Source organism: Phytobacter ursingii (genome assembly GCF_001022135.1).
Taxonomy (GTDB): domain Bacteria; phylum Pseudomonadota; class Gammaproteobacteria; order Enterobacterales; family Enterobacteriaceae; genus Phytobacter; species Phytobacter ursingii.
Window position 1 is genome coordinate 4,019,125 of record NZ_CP011602.1, and the last position, 14,554, is coordinate 4,033,678.

The window sequence follows — 14,554 nt, forward strand, 5'->3', positions numbered from 1 at the left end:
AGGGGACATAAAACATGCGGGGGTGAGGGTCTCTTAACCCATGCGCGCTTTGGTCATCGCCAGCAACTGGCGCACATCCGCAGGGCGGGTATCGCCGCTTACCTTATCAATAATAGAACTATAAATATGAGGAATGATTTTACTCACCCCCGCGTCCAGTGCGATCTGTAAAATCTCGCCAAAGTTCTCCAGATCGATACCGCCCGTCGGCTCCAGCCAGAAGTCATAACGCGCGCACGCCTCAGCTACGGCCTGGTACTCGTCGCGACATTTCAGGCCGCCCATCGGAAAATATTTAATCGAACTGCCGCCCATGTCTTTGAGCAGGGCAATCGCCGTTTCCACCGGCACGATGCCCTCTGCCGCCTGACTGCTAAGCGGCCCGGTAGAGATTTTGACCAGGCCCGGCGTGCCCGTTGGCGACACCAGCCCGTTCACCACGGTTTCATTCTGCCCGAGCAACGCACGGCTGGTCGCCACCCCGGTAAAGACCTGATTAACGTGCTGCGGCTGTACTTCGCGGGAGATGGCGCTCACCATCGCCGACTGATTCGGATCACCCGCCCCCAGCCCCACGGAGAGCGCATTGTCGATGCGCGCCGCATACTCGCGCATGTCCGCCACCGCGCTTGCCACATCCGGGTAATTTTTGGAGAGCACCCCCACCAGTACATGACCTTCTGCGGCCTCGTAAATAGCGCTGGCGTTGGCTTTACTTCCTGCCAGCACATTCAGGCAGACACGGTCGTGATAAAAATTGGGCGTCAGTTTCATGCGCGGTGCTCCTTATTCAATTCTTCGGCGATACGATTTGCCACAATGTCCAGTTGCTCAGCAGTCACGCTGCGTACATCGGCTTCGATAATCCCTTCATTGGCTTTATAACCACGGAAATAAATGGCGTATTCCCCCTGTTTCAGGGCACTGACCAGCTCGCCGGTGGCGATACCGGTGATGGCTTCATCGAACTTGATTTCGCTACGGGCAATGTCGCGACCAGCGCTGTCCCACACTACCCGCGCGCTGACGCCATTGAGGGTGTTCAGCCTGTCGATAAACGGCGTCATTTTGGCAACCATCTCTGCGCCGCTCTCTTTGGTGGCGCTCAGGTAGTGTTCAATGGCGCATGTCAGACCGAGAATGCCCTCTTTACCCACTTTCATGGCGCGCCCGATCCCCGCCGTCTGGCGTTTGACCCACTCCACATACTGCGTTTTGCCGATGACCAGCCCGCTGGTTGGCCCTTCGATCGCCTTCGCGCCGCTATAAATCACTAGATCGGCCCCGGCACGGTAATAACACTGCAAATCTTCTTCCGCCGCCGCATCCACAATCAGCGGCAGGTTGTGCTTACGCGCCACAACCGCCGCCTGCTCGACGCTGAGCATGCTTTTTTGTACACAGTGGTGCGATTTGATATAGAGGACTGCCGCCGTGCGCGGGGAGATGGCCGCCGCCAGTTGATCGGCAGAACACTCGTTGGCATAACCTGCTTCCACCACCTTTCCGCCGCCCAGCGCCACCATGGTGCCCACCGGCGCGCCAAAGTTGACGTTATGGCCGCGTGGCAGAACAATTTCGTTGTTCTCGATCGCCGTGCTGTGCAGGTTTTCCAGCAACCAGTCGCTGTCTTTTACCAGCACCGCCGCCACCGACTGGGCGATCCCCGCCGAGGCGCAGGAGACCACCGTCGCCCCTTCCACCTCCAGCAGCTTCGCAATGTAGTCGCCGGTCTTGTTCACCAGATCTTTCATTTCGAAGTAGTGATTCATGCCGCTCAGCACGGCATCCACGACCTCCGGGCGCGGCGTGGAAACACCCAATGCCGTCATGCGCCCGGAGGCATTAATCACTTGCTTTAGCTGATATTTTTCATAAATCGAAGACATGTTCCGCACTCCCTTGTTCGGTCATATAGCCCTTGCCTGCACGAATGGCGGCAAGCGGCGTGAGTAACTGGTCGGTCTGCAGCGTGTCATTCTCCGCGTCACGAAAAAGCACGGGCTGACGGCGCAGGTCGAAAATGGTCAGGTCGGCGTCATAGCCGACGGCAAGCCGGCCTTTGCGGCGCAAACGCAGGCCGTCGGCGGCATGGTCGGTCACACAGGCAATCACCTGCGGCAGCGACATACCAATAGCCAGGAATTTGGACATCACTTTCGCCAGCGAGAAGACCGGGCCGTTGATCCGATTGCGGCAGTAGATATCCGAACTGATGGTTTGCGGCAGGATGCCAAGAGCAATAGCCTGCTTCGCAACGGCAAAGCTAAAACTGGCGCTACCGTGCCCGATATCCAGACGCACGCCACGCGAAATGGCACGCATAATAGAGGCTCGCAGTTCGCCGGACGGCGTCAGAATGCGGTTAGGCTTGCCGTTATAGCAGTGGGTGATGATGTCGCCAGAGGTCAGCAGGTCGGCAATCTCATCCAGATCCGGTGGGTTGTTGCCGATATGAACCATTAACGGCAGGTCGCCGTTCTCTTGCTGGATCGCTTTGGCGCGCTCCAGTGGCTTAATGCCATTCTCGCCGACCACGCTGCTGCTCATACGCGCTTTCAGGCCAACGATAAAATCCGGATGGCGTCTCACCGCCTCGCGCGCAGCATCGGCGTCAATATTCGCCATGTTCGCCAGTTCGTTTTGCGCGATCAGCCCAACGCGCGAGATATTGAGCAGCGCATAAACCTCGGTCACGGCCTTGCGGGTAAGGGCATAAAAGTCATCAATGTCGTCTGCACCCGTACTCCCTGCATCGATTACCGTGGTCACCCCCGTCGCGATACCGACGCTGTCAGGCTGGTCATTGTAAAGCGGTGATTTGGAGTAACAATGGACGTGAGAATCAATCCAGCCCGCACTCACGTAATGCTCACCGCCTAAATCGACGGTTTTGGCCGCCGGGCCGCTAATGTCGCCCAGCGCCGCGATTTTACCGTTTTCGATGGCGATATCCGTCACCGTGTCATCCACCAGACGCGCCCGGCGCAGGAGTAAATCAAACATGCAAATCTCCAGTGATAGCGGGCGCTTACGCGCCCGGTCAGATCAAAGTGCAATCGGGAAGAGGGAGCCCAGCAGCATCGCCCCGAGGATGGCACCCCCGGTAATCGGTTTTTGCCAGAGATAGAACAGCAACGCGCCAATCAACGAGCCGATGCCGATAGGAATCGACGCGGTCATCGCGCTGAGGATAATCAATGGCCCCAGGAAACGGCCGGAAGCATTGCCCGCCCCCATCATCACATCCGCCCCGTAGGTGGAGTCGCTCTGGTTAATGGTGAACTTACGCGCCAGGATAATGATGTAACCAATCGCCAGGCCAATCACCAGGCCGGTCGCCAGTGAAGCGATAAAGTTGGTCACCGGGAACATAATCCCCGCCCCCAGCAACAGCGCCGGAACGCCAAGGCCCACACCGGTTTGAATCGCCCCGCCGATGTCCAGAATGCCCACCAGCGAACCTTCGATAATACGGGCGAACAGGAAGCTCGCGCCAAAGGCGGCTACCGCGCCGTATGCACCGGTATCAATACCCGATTTCAGCATCGCCACGAACGCCACTTCGTTAAAGGCACCGATACCGTAGAGGTAGTACATATGTGTCCCGGCGAACACGCCGGAAGAGAGCAGACCGACAAAAATCGGGAATGACCAGTCTGCGTACCAAAAACCTTTATTCTGTTCCATCATCGTTCCTTACTTGCCGCTGAGCGAGTTATGGATGAGCTCCAGCCAGTTCGGCGCGCTCAGGTGGAAGGACTGGATCATTTTCAGATCGAAGCCACGGAAGAAGGCGCTCAGGACAAACAGGGCCACAATGGCGCTCATCATCACTTTGGTGACACGATGCCAGCCGCTCTCTTCCACACCCTTACCAATCAGAATGCCCAGTACCAGGCCTGGCACGGCATTACCCATGATGAGCTGTGCCGCCCCGCCAAAGACGGTGGCCCAGAAGCCGGATTTTTTACCCGCGTCGATCGCCGCCAGCCAGAAAATTACTGGCATGACCGTGTGGACCAGCAGGTTCGCCGCAGGCACCAGCACTTTCACCGCCGTCACCTGCAGTGCCGCCGGAACGGAGGAGGCCGTCAGGTTAAGGAAGGTCACCACGATCATGCCGATCAAGCCACAGGCGATGGCCATCTTTTTCGGATCGTGGAGGGTTTCGCCGACGTTGCGGTTTTTCACCATCAATGCCGCCGCGCCCCAGTTCGGGATAATGCGATGATCAACATCCTGGGTGAAGGAACCCGCCGCAACGGACGAGGCCCAGGCATTGAAGAAGAAGCCTAAACCAAAGGAGAAGTGAGAGGCTGGATCCCCTTCGCAGGAGTTCAGCTCACCGAGTGTACGAAATGCGCCCATCCCTTGCGTGGTCGGCGCATGAAACATGCGTGCAGCCCCAGCGCCTACCCCGACGCCCACAAGGCCGCCGATGATGAGCGATTTTATTAGTATGATTAAGAACATCAGTCTGCCCTTTTAGTCAGAATCAGCGTTGCGTGACGAAATCCACTTTGTCGAGATTGATGGCGGTCACGTTGACGGTGACATCCAGCTCCACGCTGTACGTCCGTCTTTCGCGGCGCAGAAAGAAGAATAAAAAAGCTTCTTTCCGCGTCGTTTCATGCGCATGAACAACCTGCACATCCTGTGGCTCTATGCGCAGTAAAATGTGCGGCGACGCTTTCATCACCGCGGCCTGAACATGGTTCAGCGCATCGGAAAACGCGCGTGCTTTCGCCTCGCCTTTCCCTTTAACCCTGACCGTGGTGGTGAACTGTTCTTTCATGGTTACGCGCCGTATTTCTTCTGCCACGCCTGCACCAGGCGCTCGCCTAACTCTTCTTTATCCATAAAGCCGAAACCCAGCACATTGCAGCCTTCGTTGATGGCGGTCACGCCCTCTTCAACTGAGCGCATGCCGTATTTGGCTTTATAGCCGTGTTTGTTTTGCGCGGTGATAGCGCCCGCGCCGCCGCTGCCGCAAAACGAGATGCCGAAGGTCGCGTTTTCCGCTTTCATCACATCGCCCAGCTTAATATCTGCCGCCACGCCCGGTACCACCACGGCGCGACCACCGGCTTTCTCAACACCTGCCGCCACTTTCTGGCCTTTCCCCAGACGGTCGCCAATCACTACGGTAATTTGTTCCATTGTTCGCTCCTTACAGGTTGTCTTTTGCCACTTCGAAGTGCACCGACAGCAGCCAGGCTTCTTCTTCCGGGAGATTGCCAAATTGCGCCACGATGTCGCGGGCAAGCTGCATTGATTCAGGCGAGATTTCGTCAAACAGACTGGCATCCACCTCCGGCAGCGGCTCGCCGGTCACCGACCGGTGCGCCATCGCGCGGACATGCGAGGTCAACATCTGTTGCTGTACCGCGTTAGGCGTAATGTTGTGGTGGCTCAGCAAGGTATACACCTGCGTCAGCATGCGTTCGGCCAGATTTGCCGTATGCTCCGCCCCGTCTCCAGCGTCGTTCATTACCGCTCCGTTTTTCACTCGTCTTACCCCGTTAATGGCCTGGAATAAAACTAACGTTGCAGGTTAAGAGTTTGTAGCGAGGAGTTTTCCACTTTGAAGTGGAAAGCCGGGAGACTTTAGTGATCTGCGCCACATTACTGCACCCCTGCGGGGCTTTTCACTGTGCAGTGGTCACATCTTTGACGGAAAAATGCGGAAAAACGGGAGTCAGGGAGAATAAAAAAACGATCAAGGTGAAGGGAAAAGTGTGACGTGATAAGGGTTCCTTATGAAAAAGAGTCAAAGAGGCGTTTTAATCGCCTGCAAAAAGTAGTCGGTAAACGAGGAGACGATCGGCAGTAGCGGCCTGATCGGTAAGCGCAACAGATGCATTGGCCGCGGTGGCGGCAGGTAGTCTGGCAGTACGGGGCACAGACGGCCTTCGTCGATGTCCTGCTGTAACGTCAGAACGGAGTGCTGCACGATCCCCAGCCCGGACAGCGCCGCCTGGCGTATCGCTTCACCAGAATCGACCATCAGACGCGGCGTGACAGCGATCTCCAGCCTGCCAGAGGGGCCTTCCAGTTGCCAGCAATGATCCGAGCGCCACTGGCTGAAACTGATGCAATGATGCTGCCTCAGATCCTGCGGCGTGAGCGGCGTACCGTGGCGTTGCAGGTATTCGGGGGAGGCGGCAAGGATCATACGATACGGCGGAAGCGGAATGGCGACGATCCCGTCATCGTTGATATTGCCAATGCGGACAGCCAACTGGAAGCGCTCCTCAATCAGATCCACTTTCCGATCAGTCAGCACCATTTCAGCATCGACCCCAGGATAGCGCTGCAAAAAACGCGACAGAATGGGGGTGAGGACGCGCTGACCATAGGTCACCGGCGCGCTAATACGCAGCATGCCCGCGACATGGTCATAAAGGTGGTTTGCCAGCCCGTCCGCCTCACGAATGGTGGCAAGGATCTGCAGCCCATACTGGTAAAAACGCTGGCCGGCATCCGTCAACCCCTGACGCCGGGTGGTCCGGTGAATCAACTGGCAACCCGTTCTGGCCTCCAGCTCGCGCACATGTTTCCCTACCATTGCCGGGGTGATGCCAAGCTCTTCCGCCGCGGCGGTGAAACTGCCGCAGGTCACCGTGCGGACAAAAGACTCAACGCATTTTAAGTAATCCATTCACCACCCCAATTATAAATTTTGGCTATCAAATCTAAATAACGAAGCCCTCTTTATTCGCCCATGGCAGGGAGGAATAATCGTCATATTACCCTCTATTAGGTCATTTTATTATGCAATCACTGGTTTTTGATGAGTTTGGCTCTGCCGACGTGTTGTACCTGCGAGAGCGCGCCACTCCCCCGCCAGGGCAAGGCGACATTCTGGTTGAAATCTCCGCTGCCGGGCTTAACTTTGCCGATGTCTACCGACGACAGGGGCGCTATCCCCTTGCCGGCGACGCCCCATGGACAGCGGGCTATGAAGGGGCCGGACGGGTGGTGCAGGTCGGAGCGGGGGTCAGTGGCTGGCAGCCTGGGGATCGTATCGGCTTTACCGATGTGCCGCTGGCACATGCCAGCCACGTTCTCGTACCGCAAACCCATGCCATTCACCTTCCCGACTGGCTTAGCGAGGAACAGGCCGCCGCCGTGCTGTTGCAAGGGTTGACCGCTGATTACCTGATCCACGATGTCCTGCCGGTTTTACCGGGGATGCGCGTTGCCGTGCTGGCGGCGGCCGGTGGTGTCGGACGGCTACTGACGCGCATGCTCGTCCACCGGGGCATTCACGTGCTTGCTGTCGCATCAAGCCAGCAGAAGCAGGCAATCTGCCTCGCCCACGGGGCGGAAATGGCGGTGGGTTATGACAACTGGCAGAAACAGGCCACAGGCTGCGATATCGTTTTTGACTCCGTTGGCAGCACGCTGTTGCAGAGCCTGGAAGCCCTCAAAGAAGGCGGTCGCGTGGTGCTGTTTGGGATGTCAGGAGGGAAAATTCCGGCGGTGGATCCTGCGGATTTCCTGCTGAAATCCTCCGGGGTTCTGGGAGCCGACCTGTGGACCTATTTAACCTCGCGTGAGCAACGACAATTGCGTGCGGATCGCCTGTTCGGGCTTATCAAGGACGGACATGTCTCCCTGCCAGAGATCACCGCGTTTTCACTTAATGAAGGGGCAGACGCACATCGTTTGCTCGAAAACCGGGCGTTTAGCGGGAAGATCGTACTTGTCCCGTAGAGGGAAGGAAAGCGGGGCCTATGCCCCGCTTTGGGATATTAGCGGAACTTCTTGTGGTTGCTGTTGCGGGTGGCTTTGAAATCTTCAGCCGCCGCTTTTGCTTCTTTTACTTTGCCTTCGTTGGCGAGTTTGAGTGCGCCATCGATTTGCCCAATCAGCGTCTCCATGCCCTGACGATAATCTTTCATTTCAGGGCTGTCCGGCGCTTTACCTTCTAGCTTCGGCGGGGTGGCTTTCTGCGCATCCTGTGCTGCGGTACGCATTTTGGTTAATGCATCTTTGATGGTCGCTGCATCATCTGCTTTTTCGACCACTTTAAGATTGTCATTCAGGATGCCCATGTCATCTTCAAGATCGGCGGCGAACACCTGTGCCGAACTCAGGACAAGGGTAGAGACAGCTAACATCGCCAGCAGTTTTTTCCGCATTGCTCACTTCCTTTTTTATTATTAAAAAAGCCAAACCCTGAATAATTCGAGTTTCAGGCAGGCGGCCAACGCGTAAATTCCAGCCACTTACCCATGTAAGCGACTGGGGTAAGCACGGGCAGCCAACGCACCTGCAACCAGAAATATGACGGGCATTACTGACCGGCGATTTTCATCTCCGGTAACAACACTGAACCACACTGGATATTACTACGTGTTTCGATATCGTCAGCAATCGTAACGATGTTACGCCACATATCTTTCAGATTTCCTGCAATGGTGATCTCACTTACCGGATACTGAATTTCACCATTTTCCACCCAGAAACCCGCCGCACCACGGGAATAGTCGCCTGTAATGCCGCTAACGCCCTGCCCCATCAGTTCGGTAACAACCAGACCCGTATCCATCTGCCTGAGCAGTTGCTCAAAACTCAGGCCGCGCCCGGCGATCCGCCAGTTGTGGATCCCGCCCGCGTGCCCGGTGCTTTTCAGCCCCAGTTTACGTGCAGAGTAGTTAGTCAGCAGCCACTGCGTTAAAACGCCCTCTTTGATGATATCGCGACGTTCTGTACGCACCCCTTCACTGTCGAACGGCGTGGACGCCAGCCCTTTCAGCAAATGCGGGTGTTCTTCAATGGTCAGCCATTCCGGCAGAATTTGCTTACCCAGCGAGTCGAGCAGGAAGGTCGATTTGCGATACACCGACCCACCCGCAATCGCCCCAACCAGATGGCCGAACAGCCCGGTCGCCACTTCATGACCAAAAATGACCGGCGCTTTCATTGTCGAGAGTTTACGCGGCGCAAGGCGCGACAGCGTACGGCGCGCGCACTCTTCGCCCACCCATTCAGGGCTTTGCAAATCGCGAATATCACGGCTAATGGTGTAAGCGTAATCGCGCTCCATATCCCCGTTCTCTTCGGCGATAACGCAGCTTGAGAGCGAATGACGCGTGGAGGCGTAGCCCTGCAGCATACCGTGGCTGTTGCCGAAGACTTTAATACCGTAGTGACTATTGAAACTGCCGCCTTCGGTGTTGTTAATGCGTTTGTCCGCTTTCAGCGCCGCCTGCTCTGCGCGCGAGGCCAGTTCGATGGCTTCATCCGGGGTGACTTCCGCCGGGTGAAAGAGATCCAGATCCGGTGCGTCAAAGGCCAGCAGCTCTTTATCCGCCACCCCGGCACAGGGATCCGGCGAGGTGTAGCGAGCAATATCCAGCGCCGCCTGCACGGTGCGAGCAATGGCATCCGGACTTAAATCGGTAGACGACGCGCTGCCCTTACGGTTTTGATGATAAACCGTAATCCCTAACGCCCCGTCGCTGTTAAATTCTACGTTCTCCACTTCACCGTAGCGCGTGCTGACGCTGATGCCGGTGGTCTTGCTGACAGACACTTCCGCACCATCCGCTTTTCCGGAGGCCAACTCCAGCGCGGTAGAAACCGCTTCTTCCAGTGCTTTGCGTTGTTGTGCAACTTGTGTGATTACTTTCATCGCCAATGCCATAATTAGAGGAGAGAATCTTTGAAGTCTAACAGAGAACCGTTTTTCAGTGCGCCCCTTAACTGGTAACATTAGCCTCTTTTTTGAGGAACCTGAGATGACAAAGCAGCCCGACGACTGGCTCGACGACGTTCCCGGTGACGACATCGAGGACGAAGATGATGAGATCATCTGGGTCAGTAAGAGTGAAATTAAACGCGACGCCGAGGAATTAAAACGCCTGGGCGCGGAACTGGTAGACCTGGGTAAAAACGCGCTGGAGAAAATCCCGCTCGACCAGGACCTGCGCGACGCCGTTGAACTGGCGCAACGTATCAAGATGGAAGGCCGCCGCCGCCAGTTGCAGCTGATTGGTAAATTGCTGCGCCAACGCGACGTTGAGCCGATTCGCCAGGCGCTGGATAAGCTGAAAAACCGCCATAACCAACAGGTGGCGTTTTTCCACAAGCTGGAACAGCTACGCGACCGCCTGATTGAGGAAGGCGATGACGCCATTGCTGAAGTGTTAGGTCTGTGGCCGGACGCAGACCGTCAGCAATTACGTACGCTTATCCGCAACGCGAAGAAAGAGAAAGAAGGAAACAAACCGCCGAAATCCGCGCGTTTGATTTTCCAGTACCTGCGCGAGCTGTCCGAAGCCGCAGAGTAATCTCTCCCGGATGTGCGGCTCGCCCCGCACATCGCTTTTCCCCCTTCCCCTCGCCTTTGGCAACCCTGCCCTGGCATCTATCTGTTTGATAATCACTGCTTATTCAAGCTGAATCGTTAAAGCAAAAATCTTCATACATCACATTTTTTATGTATATAAGCCCATCATTACATAGATAAAAGCGATCAATGGCAGATTTTTGATCACTCAACTGCGCTTTATTACACCAGATGAAACGGATCACATTTTTTAGCGTCTGCAATTATTAGATTTCAGGGGTCATGAAAATAATCGATTCAGCAAAAAGGAATAAAAATGAAAAAAGCCCTGGTGTTATCTACCCTCGCTCTGCTTATCTCTGGCAACGTTTGCGCAAAGACATGGTTGCTGACAAGCGCTGAAAGCGGCGTGGAACAAGGAAACTGGCAGGTCACAAGCCAGCAGCTGAAAATTAAGGATCAGACCTTCAGCATTGAGCAAAAAGTCCTGCATGGCGGCAAGCAGGAAGGCAGTAAAATTATCACCATCAGCAGCCAGAATGGTCTGACAATCACCCTGAGCCCGACACGCGGCATGAATTTGCTTCGCGTTGAAGGTTTTGGCGTGCGGATGGGCTGGGATTCACCGGTAAAAGAGGTGGTTAATCCGGCTTATATGAATCTGGAAAGCCGCAATGGACTGGGCTGGCTGGAAGGATTCAATGAAATGCTGGTGCGCTGCGGCTATGAATGGACGGGGCACCCGGTCACCGCTGACGGTCAGATCTACACCCTGCATGGCAAAGTGGGTAACACCCCGGCCTCACAGGTTTCCGTTGATGTCAGCGAGAAAGCGCCGTATGAAATTCGCATTCGTGGGTTGGTGAAAGAGAGCACCTTCAAGAAAGCCGATCTGCAGACCGAAATGGAGTTGAGCTACATTCCGGGCAGCAACAGCTTTACTCTGCATGACGTGCTGACCAACCATGCTGATTATGCGCACGATTACCAGATCATCTACCACAGCAACTTCGGCACGCCGATTCTGGAAGATGGCGCGCGCTTTATCGCCCCGGTAGAGAGCGTCAGTCCGTTCAACGATTATGCCAAAGCCGGGCTGAAAAACTGGCAAACCTACAGCGGGCCAACGAAAGGCTTCGATGAAATGGTATTTAACTTCAAGCCGCTGGCTGACGCGCGTAAAGAGACGGTGGCGGCGGTGATTAACAAAGCCGGCGATAAAGGGGCGGCTATCAGCTTTAACACCCAGCAGTTGCCGGTGCTGACATTGTGGAAAAATACCGACACGCTGAAACAGGGCTATGTGACGGGGATTGAGCCGGGCACCAGCTACGCTTACCCGGTAACCATTGAGCGCGAACAGAAACGCGTCAAGAAACTTGAGCCGGGCCAGAGCACCCGTTTCGATCTGACCTACACCCTGCTGCATAATGCAAGCCAGGTGAAGGATGTGGAAAAACGCGTTGCCGATATTCAGGGTAATAAAGCACCGCAGATTATCGACACGCCAATCGCCAAAGAATAAAAATAAAAAACCGCGCCATTCCCATCAGATGGCGCGGTTTTCTGCACATCTCATCTCACGCTTACCGCCTGCGCAACCGCCCTGTACTGTCGCACGACAAGCAGGACAATTACTCTACGGCCGCTTCGGCTTTCTTCGCCAGCCCATCCAGCAATTTCTGATGAATACCGCCAAATCCGCCATTGCTCATCACCAGAATGTGATCGCCCGGCATCGCCGTTTTGAGGATCATATCTGCCAGCGCGTCGACATCGCCGCTCCAGTGGGCGGGCACCACACAGGCGTCAGCCACTTCCGCGACCTGCCATGGAATATGCTGAGGCTGTAACAGGAAGACTTCATCGGCCCGCCCCAGGGAGGGTGCCAGGTCATCCTTGCAGATACCCATTTTCATGGTGTTAGAGCGCGGTTCCAGCACCGCAATAATGCGCGCCGTACCGCCCACTTTGCTGCGCAGGGCCGCCAGCGTCGCCAGAATCGCCGTCGGATGGTGTGCGAAATCGTCATACACTTTAACGCCGTGCGCTTCACCGCGCAGTTCAAGGCGACGACGGGCATTCACGAACGAGCCCAACGCATCAGCAGCATCGGCTGGCGCAACACCAACATGGCGGGCAGCGGCAATCGCCATCAGGCCGTTATGCATATTATGTTCGCCCACCAGCCCCCACTTCACCTGCCCGACAGATTCGCCGTCCAGCAGCACTTCCCACTCAGACGCATCGGTGGTCAGTTTTTTGGCCTGCCAGTGACCCTGTTCGCCCACCAGCTCCTGCTCGCTCCAGCAGCCCATCGCCATCGTCTGTTTCAGATTGATATCGCTTTCAGGCCAGATGATCTTGCCCTGCCCTGGTACGATACGCACCAGATGGTGGAACTGTTTCTGGATCGCTTTCAGATCGTCGAAAATGTCTGCATGATCGAACTCAAGGTTATTGAGGATCAGTGTACGCGGGCAGTAATGCACGAATTTCGAACGCTTGTCGAAAAACGCGCAGTCATATTCATCGGCTTCGATGACAAAAAACGGGCTTTCCCCTAAGCGAGCGGAAACCTCGAAATTGCCCGGCACGCCGCCAATAACAAATCCGGGCTTATAACCACAGGCTTCCAGAATCCAGGTTGCCATGCCTGCCGTGGTCGTTTTGCCGTGTGTTCCCGCCACTGCCAGCACCCAGCGGTCGCGCAACACGAAGTCATGCAGCCATTGCGGGCCTGAAACATACGGAATGTTTTTTTCCAGCACCGCCTCAACACACGGATTCCCGCGCGTCATTGCGTTGCCTATGATGACCAGGTCCGGCGCGTTATCAAGCTGACTGGCGTCGTAACCCTGAATAAGTTCAATGCCTTGCTTCTCAAGCAAGGTACTCATCGGCGGATACACATTGGCGTCCGAACCCGTTACTTCATGGCCCAGTGAGCGCGCCAGCAGCGCCAGCCCACCCATGAAGGTGCCACAAATCCCCAAAATATGAATGCGCATTCGTCTCTATCCTTCTTATTTACGGCGCACATTTTACCCTCTTGTCTCATACGACGGAAATGCATTTCAGGATAATCCGTATTGTGCTGGCGCGATTCACCTGTGCGCGAACATTTGAATCTTTGTTAATATTGTTGCAGTGACATTACTCCATATAAAACGTAGGGACAGGGTATGAAAACGTTAGGTGAATTTATTGTCGAAAAGCAGCATGAATTTTCTCATGCTACCGGTGAGCTGACTGCACTGCTCTCGGCAATAAAACTGGGTGCCAAAATCATCCATCGTGATATCAACAAAGCGGGTCTGGTTGATATCCTGGGTGCCAGTGGCGCCGAGAACGTCCAGGGCGAGGTACAGCAAAAACTCGACCTGTTTGCCAATGAAAAACTGAAAGCCGCGCTGCGTGCGCGAGATATTGTCGCGGGTATTGCCTCTGAGGAAGAAGACGAAATCGTCGTTTTCGAAGGCTGCGAACACGCGAAATATGTTGTGCTCATGGATCCACTGGACGGCTCCAGTAACATCGATGTTAACGTTTCTGTCGGTACCATCTTCTCTATCTACCGCCGTGTTACGCCGGTAGGCACGCCTGTCACCGAAGAAGATTTCCTGCAGCCGGGTAGTAAACAAGTTGCTGCGGGCTATGTGGTTTACGGCTCGTCCACCATGCTGGTGTACACCACTGGCTGTGGCGTTCATGCCTTCACCTATGACCCGTCTCTGGGTGTGTTCTGCCTGTGCCAGGAGCGTATGCGCTTCCCGGAAAAAGGAAACACGTACTCCATCAACGAAGGCAACTACATCAAATTCCCGCAGGGCGTGAAGAAGTACCTCAAATTCTGTCAGGAAGAGGATAAGTCCACGCTGCGCCCGTACACCACGCGCTATATCGGTTCACTGGTGGCGGATTTCCATCGAAACCTGCTCAAAGGCGGTATCTATTTGTATCCGAGCACTGCGAGCCACCCGGAAGGGAAGCTGCGTCTGCTGTATGAGTGCAACCCGATGGCGTTCCTGGCGGAACAAGCTGGCGGTAAAGCGAGTGACGGTAAAAACCGTATTCTGGATATCGTGCCGGAAAGCCTGCATCAGCGCCGCCCGTTCTTCGTCGGGAATGAACACATGGTAGATGACGTCGAACGCTTTATGCGTGAGTTCCCGGACGCGTAATATCTGACTCCCCGGTGGCGCTGCGCTTACCGGGGCTACGGGTTAATAGCCCGGATAAGGCTTTATG

The 14,554-nt window shown here is 55.5% G+C and carries 16 protein-coding genes; 4 read left to right on the plus strand and 12 right to left on the minus strand.

The features are described 5' to 3' along the window. Positions 1-33: 33 nt before the first annotated feature. The 9 genes from dagF to AB182_RS22495 form a co-directional block, all read right to left on the minus strand. Complete coding sequence (dagF, locus tag AB182_RS22455; protein ID WP_047372032.1) at positions 34-774, minus strand: 2-dehydro-3-deoxy-phosphogluconate aldolase; 741 nt, start codon at positions 772-774, stop codon at positions 34-36. Continuing rightward, positions 771-1,889 carry a DgaE family pyridoxal phosphate-dependent ammonia lyase gene (locus AB182_RS22460; RefSeq protein WP_047372033.1) on the minus strand — a complete coding sequence of 373 codons (1,119 nt, stop codon included), beginning with the start codon at positions 1,887-1,889 and terminating at the stop codon, positions 771-773. Before AB182_RS22460 ends, dagF begins: the two co-directional genes overlap by 4 nt. Next, positions 1,873-3,006 carry an amidohydrolase/deacetylase family metallohydrolase gene (locus AB182_RS22465; RefSeq protein WP_047372034.1) on the minus strand — a complete coding sequence of 378 codons (1,134 nt, stop codon included), beginning with the start codon at positions 3,004-3,006 and terminating at the stop codon, positions 1,873-1,875. The genes AB182_RS22460 and AB182_RS22465 overlap by 17 nt, the downstream gene beginning before the upstream one ends. A 42-nt stretch (positions 3,007-3,048) precedes the next feature. Beyond that, positions 3,049-3,690, minus strand: a complete 642-nt coding sequence (locus tag AB182_RS22470; protein WP_047372035.1) for a DUF4310 family protein — start codon at positions 3,688-3,690, stop codon at positions 3,049-3,051. Between the two features lie 9 nt (positions 3,691-3,699). Next, entirely contained in the window at positions 3,700-4,476 is a 777-nt protein-coding gene (locus AB182_RS22475) for a DUF4311 domain-containing protein (RefSeq protein ID WP_047372036.1), read from the minus strand. A 22-nt stretch (positions 4,477-4,498) separates the two neighbouring features. Beyond that, positions 4,499-4,798 carry a DUF4312 family protein gene (locus AB182_RS22480; protein WP_039077746.1) on the minus strand — a complete coding sequence of 100 codons (300 nt, stop codon included), beginning with the start codon at positions 4,796-4,798 and terminating at the stop codon, positions 4,499-4,501. A gap of 2 nt (positions 4,799-4,800) precedes the next feature. Then, a complete protein-coding gene (locus AB182_RS22485; RefSeq protein ID WP_047372037.1) occupies positions 4,801-5,163 on the minus strand; it encodes an SFCGS family glycine-rich protein in 363 nt (120 codons plus the stop codon). 10 nt (positions 5,164-5,173) lie between these two features. After that, positions 5,174-5,512: a PRD domain-containing protein gene (locus AB182_RS22490; RefSeq protein WP_167337903.1), complete on the minus strand. Its 339-nt coding sequence runs from the start codon at positions 5,510-5,512 to the stop codon at positions 5,174-5,176. A 261-nt stretch (positions 5,513-5,773) separates the two neighbouring features. Beyond that, a complete protein-coding gene (locus AB182_RS22495) occupies positions 5,774-6,664 on the minus strand; it encodes a LysR family transcriptional regulator (protein ID WP_047372039.1) in 891 nt (296 codons plus the stop codon). Between the two features lie 113 nt (positions 6,665-6,777). Here AB182_RS22495 and AB182_RS22500 point away from each other — a divergent pair, with 113 nt between their 5' ends. Beyond that, the gene (locus tag AB182_RS22500) at positions 6,778-7,722 is read left to right on the plus strand and encodes a quinone oxidoreductase family protein (protein WP_047372040.1); all 945 of its coding nucleotides are present in this window, start codon (positions 6,778-6,780) and stop codon (positions 7,720-7,722) included. A 38-nt stretch (positions 7,723-7,760) separates the two neighbouring features. On the opposite strand, the gene cybC is transcribed toward AB182_RS22500, so the two are convergent. Next, on the minus strand, positions 7,761-8,150 hold the full coding sequence (gene cybC, locus AB182_RS22505) for a cytochrome b562 (protein WP_047372041.1): 390 nt from the start codon (positions 8,148-8,150) through the stop codon (positions 7,761-7,763). Between the two features lie 155 nt (positions 8,151-8,305). Beyond that, positions 8,306-9,658: a metalloprotease PmbA gene (gene pmbA / locus AB182_RS22510; RefSeq protein ID WP_047372042.1), complete on the minus strand. Its 1,353-nt coding sequence runs from the start codon at positions 9,656-9,658 to the stop codon at positions 8,306-8,308. A gap of 94 nt (positions 9,659-9,752) precedes the next feature. Between pmbA and yjgA the strand changes: the two genes are divergently transcribed. Further along, positions 9,753-10,304 (plus strand): ribosome biogenesis factor YjgA, encoded by a 552-nt coding sequence (gene yjgA, locus AB182_RS22515; RefSeq protein ID WP_047372043.1) that lies wholly within the window; start codon positions 9,753-9,755, stop codon positions 10,302-10,304. 315 nt (positions 10,305-10,619) lie between these two features. Further along, positions 10,620-11,828, plus strand: a complete 1,209-nt coding sequence (locus tag AB182_RS22520) for an aldose 1-epimerase family protein (RefSeq protein WP_047372044.1) — start codon at positions 10,620-10,622, stop codon at positions 11,826-11,828. Positions 11,829-11,937: 109 nt separating this feature from the next. On the opposite strand, the gene mpl is transcribed toward AB182_RS22520, so the two are convergent. Beyond that, positions 11,938-13,314, minus strand: coding sequence for a UDP-N-acetylmuramate:L-alanyl-gamma-D-glutamyl-meso-diaminopimelate ligase (gene mpl, locus AB182_RS22525; protein ID WP_047372045.1), 1,377 nt, complete (start codon positions 13,312-13,314; stop codon positions 11,938-11,940). Between the two features lie 174 nt (positions 13,315-13,488). Here mpl and fbp point away from each other — a divergent pair, with 174 nt between their 5' ends. Further along, positions 13,489-14,487 carry a class 1 fructose-bisphosphatase gene (gene fbp, locus AB182_RS22530; protein WP_047372046.1) on the plus strand — a complete coding sequence of 333 codons (999 nt, stop codon included), beginning with the start codon at positions 13,489-13,491 and terminating at the stop codon, positions 14,485-14,487. The last annotated feature ends 67 nt before the right edge of the window (positions 14,488-14,554 follow it).

What these genes read in the sequence shown, in the direction of transcription:
- AB182_RS22500 (WP_047372040.1), top strand. Translation starts at nt 6,778, where the DNA reads ATGCAATCACTGGTTTTTGATGAGTTTGGCTCTGCCGACGTGTTGTAC.
- AB182_RS22480 (WP_039077746.1), bottom strand. Translation starts at nt 4,798, where the DNA reads ATGAAAGAACAGTTCACCACCACGGTCAGGGTTAAAGGGAAAGGCGAG.
- fbp (WP_047372046.1), top strand. Translation starts at nt 13,489, where the DNA reads ATGAAAACGTTAGGTGAATTTATTGTCGAAAAGCAGCATGAATTTTCT.
- AB182_RS22495 (WP_047372039.1), bottom strand. Translation starts at nt 6,664, where the DNA reads ATGGATTACTTAAAATGCGTTGAGTCTTTTGTCCGCACGGTGACCTGC.
- AB182_RS22470 (WP_047372035.1), bottom strand. Translation starts at nt 3,690, where the DNA reads ATGGAACAGAATAAAGGTTTTTGGTACGCAGACTGGTCATTCCCGATT.
- AB182_RS22485 (WP_047372037.1), bottom strand. Translation starts at nt 5,163, where the DNA reads ATGGAACAAATTACCGTAGTGATTGGCGACCGTCTGGGGAAAGGCCAG.
- cybC (WP_047372041.1), bottom strand. Translation starts at nt 8,150, where the DNA reads ATGCGGAAAAAACTGCTGGCGATGTTAGCTGTCTCTACCCTTGTCCTG.
- AB182_RS22465 (WP_047372034.1), bottom strand. Translation starts at nt 3,006, where the DNA reads ATGTTTGATTTACTCCTGCGCCGGGCGCGTCTGGTGGATGACACGGTG.
- AB182_RS22475 (WP_047372036.1), bottom strand. Translation starts at nt 4,476, where the DNA reads ATGTTCTTAATCATACTAATAAAATCGCTCATCATCGGCGGCCTTGTG.
- yjgA (WP_047372043.1), top strand. Translation starts at nt 9,753, where the DNA reads ATGACAAAGCAGCCCGACGACTGGCTCGACGACGTTCCCGGTGACGAC.
- pmbA (WP_047372042.1), bottom strand. Translation starts at nt 9,658, where the DNA reads ATGGCATTGGCGATGAAAGTAATCACACAAGTTGCACAACAACGCAAA.
- dagF (WP_047372032.1), bottom strand. Translation starts at nt 774, where the DNA reads ATGAAACTGACGCCCAATTTTTATCACGACCGTGTCTGCCTGAATGTG.
- AB182_RS22520 (WP_047372044.1), top strand. Translation starts at nt 10,620, where the DNA reads ATGAAAAAAGCCCTGGTGTTATCTACCCTCGCTCTGCTTATCTCTGGC.
- AB182_RS22460 (WP_047372033.1), bottom strand. Translation starts at nt 1,889, where the DNA reads ATGTCTTCGATTTATGAAAAATATCAGCTAAAGCAAGTGATTAATGCC.
- mpl (WP_047372045.1), bottom strand. Translation starts at nt 13,314, where the DNA reads ATGCGCATTCATATTTTGGGGATTTGTGGCACCTTCATGGGTGGGCTG.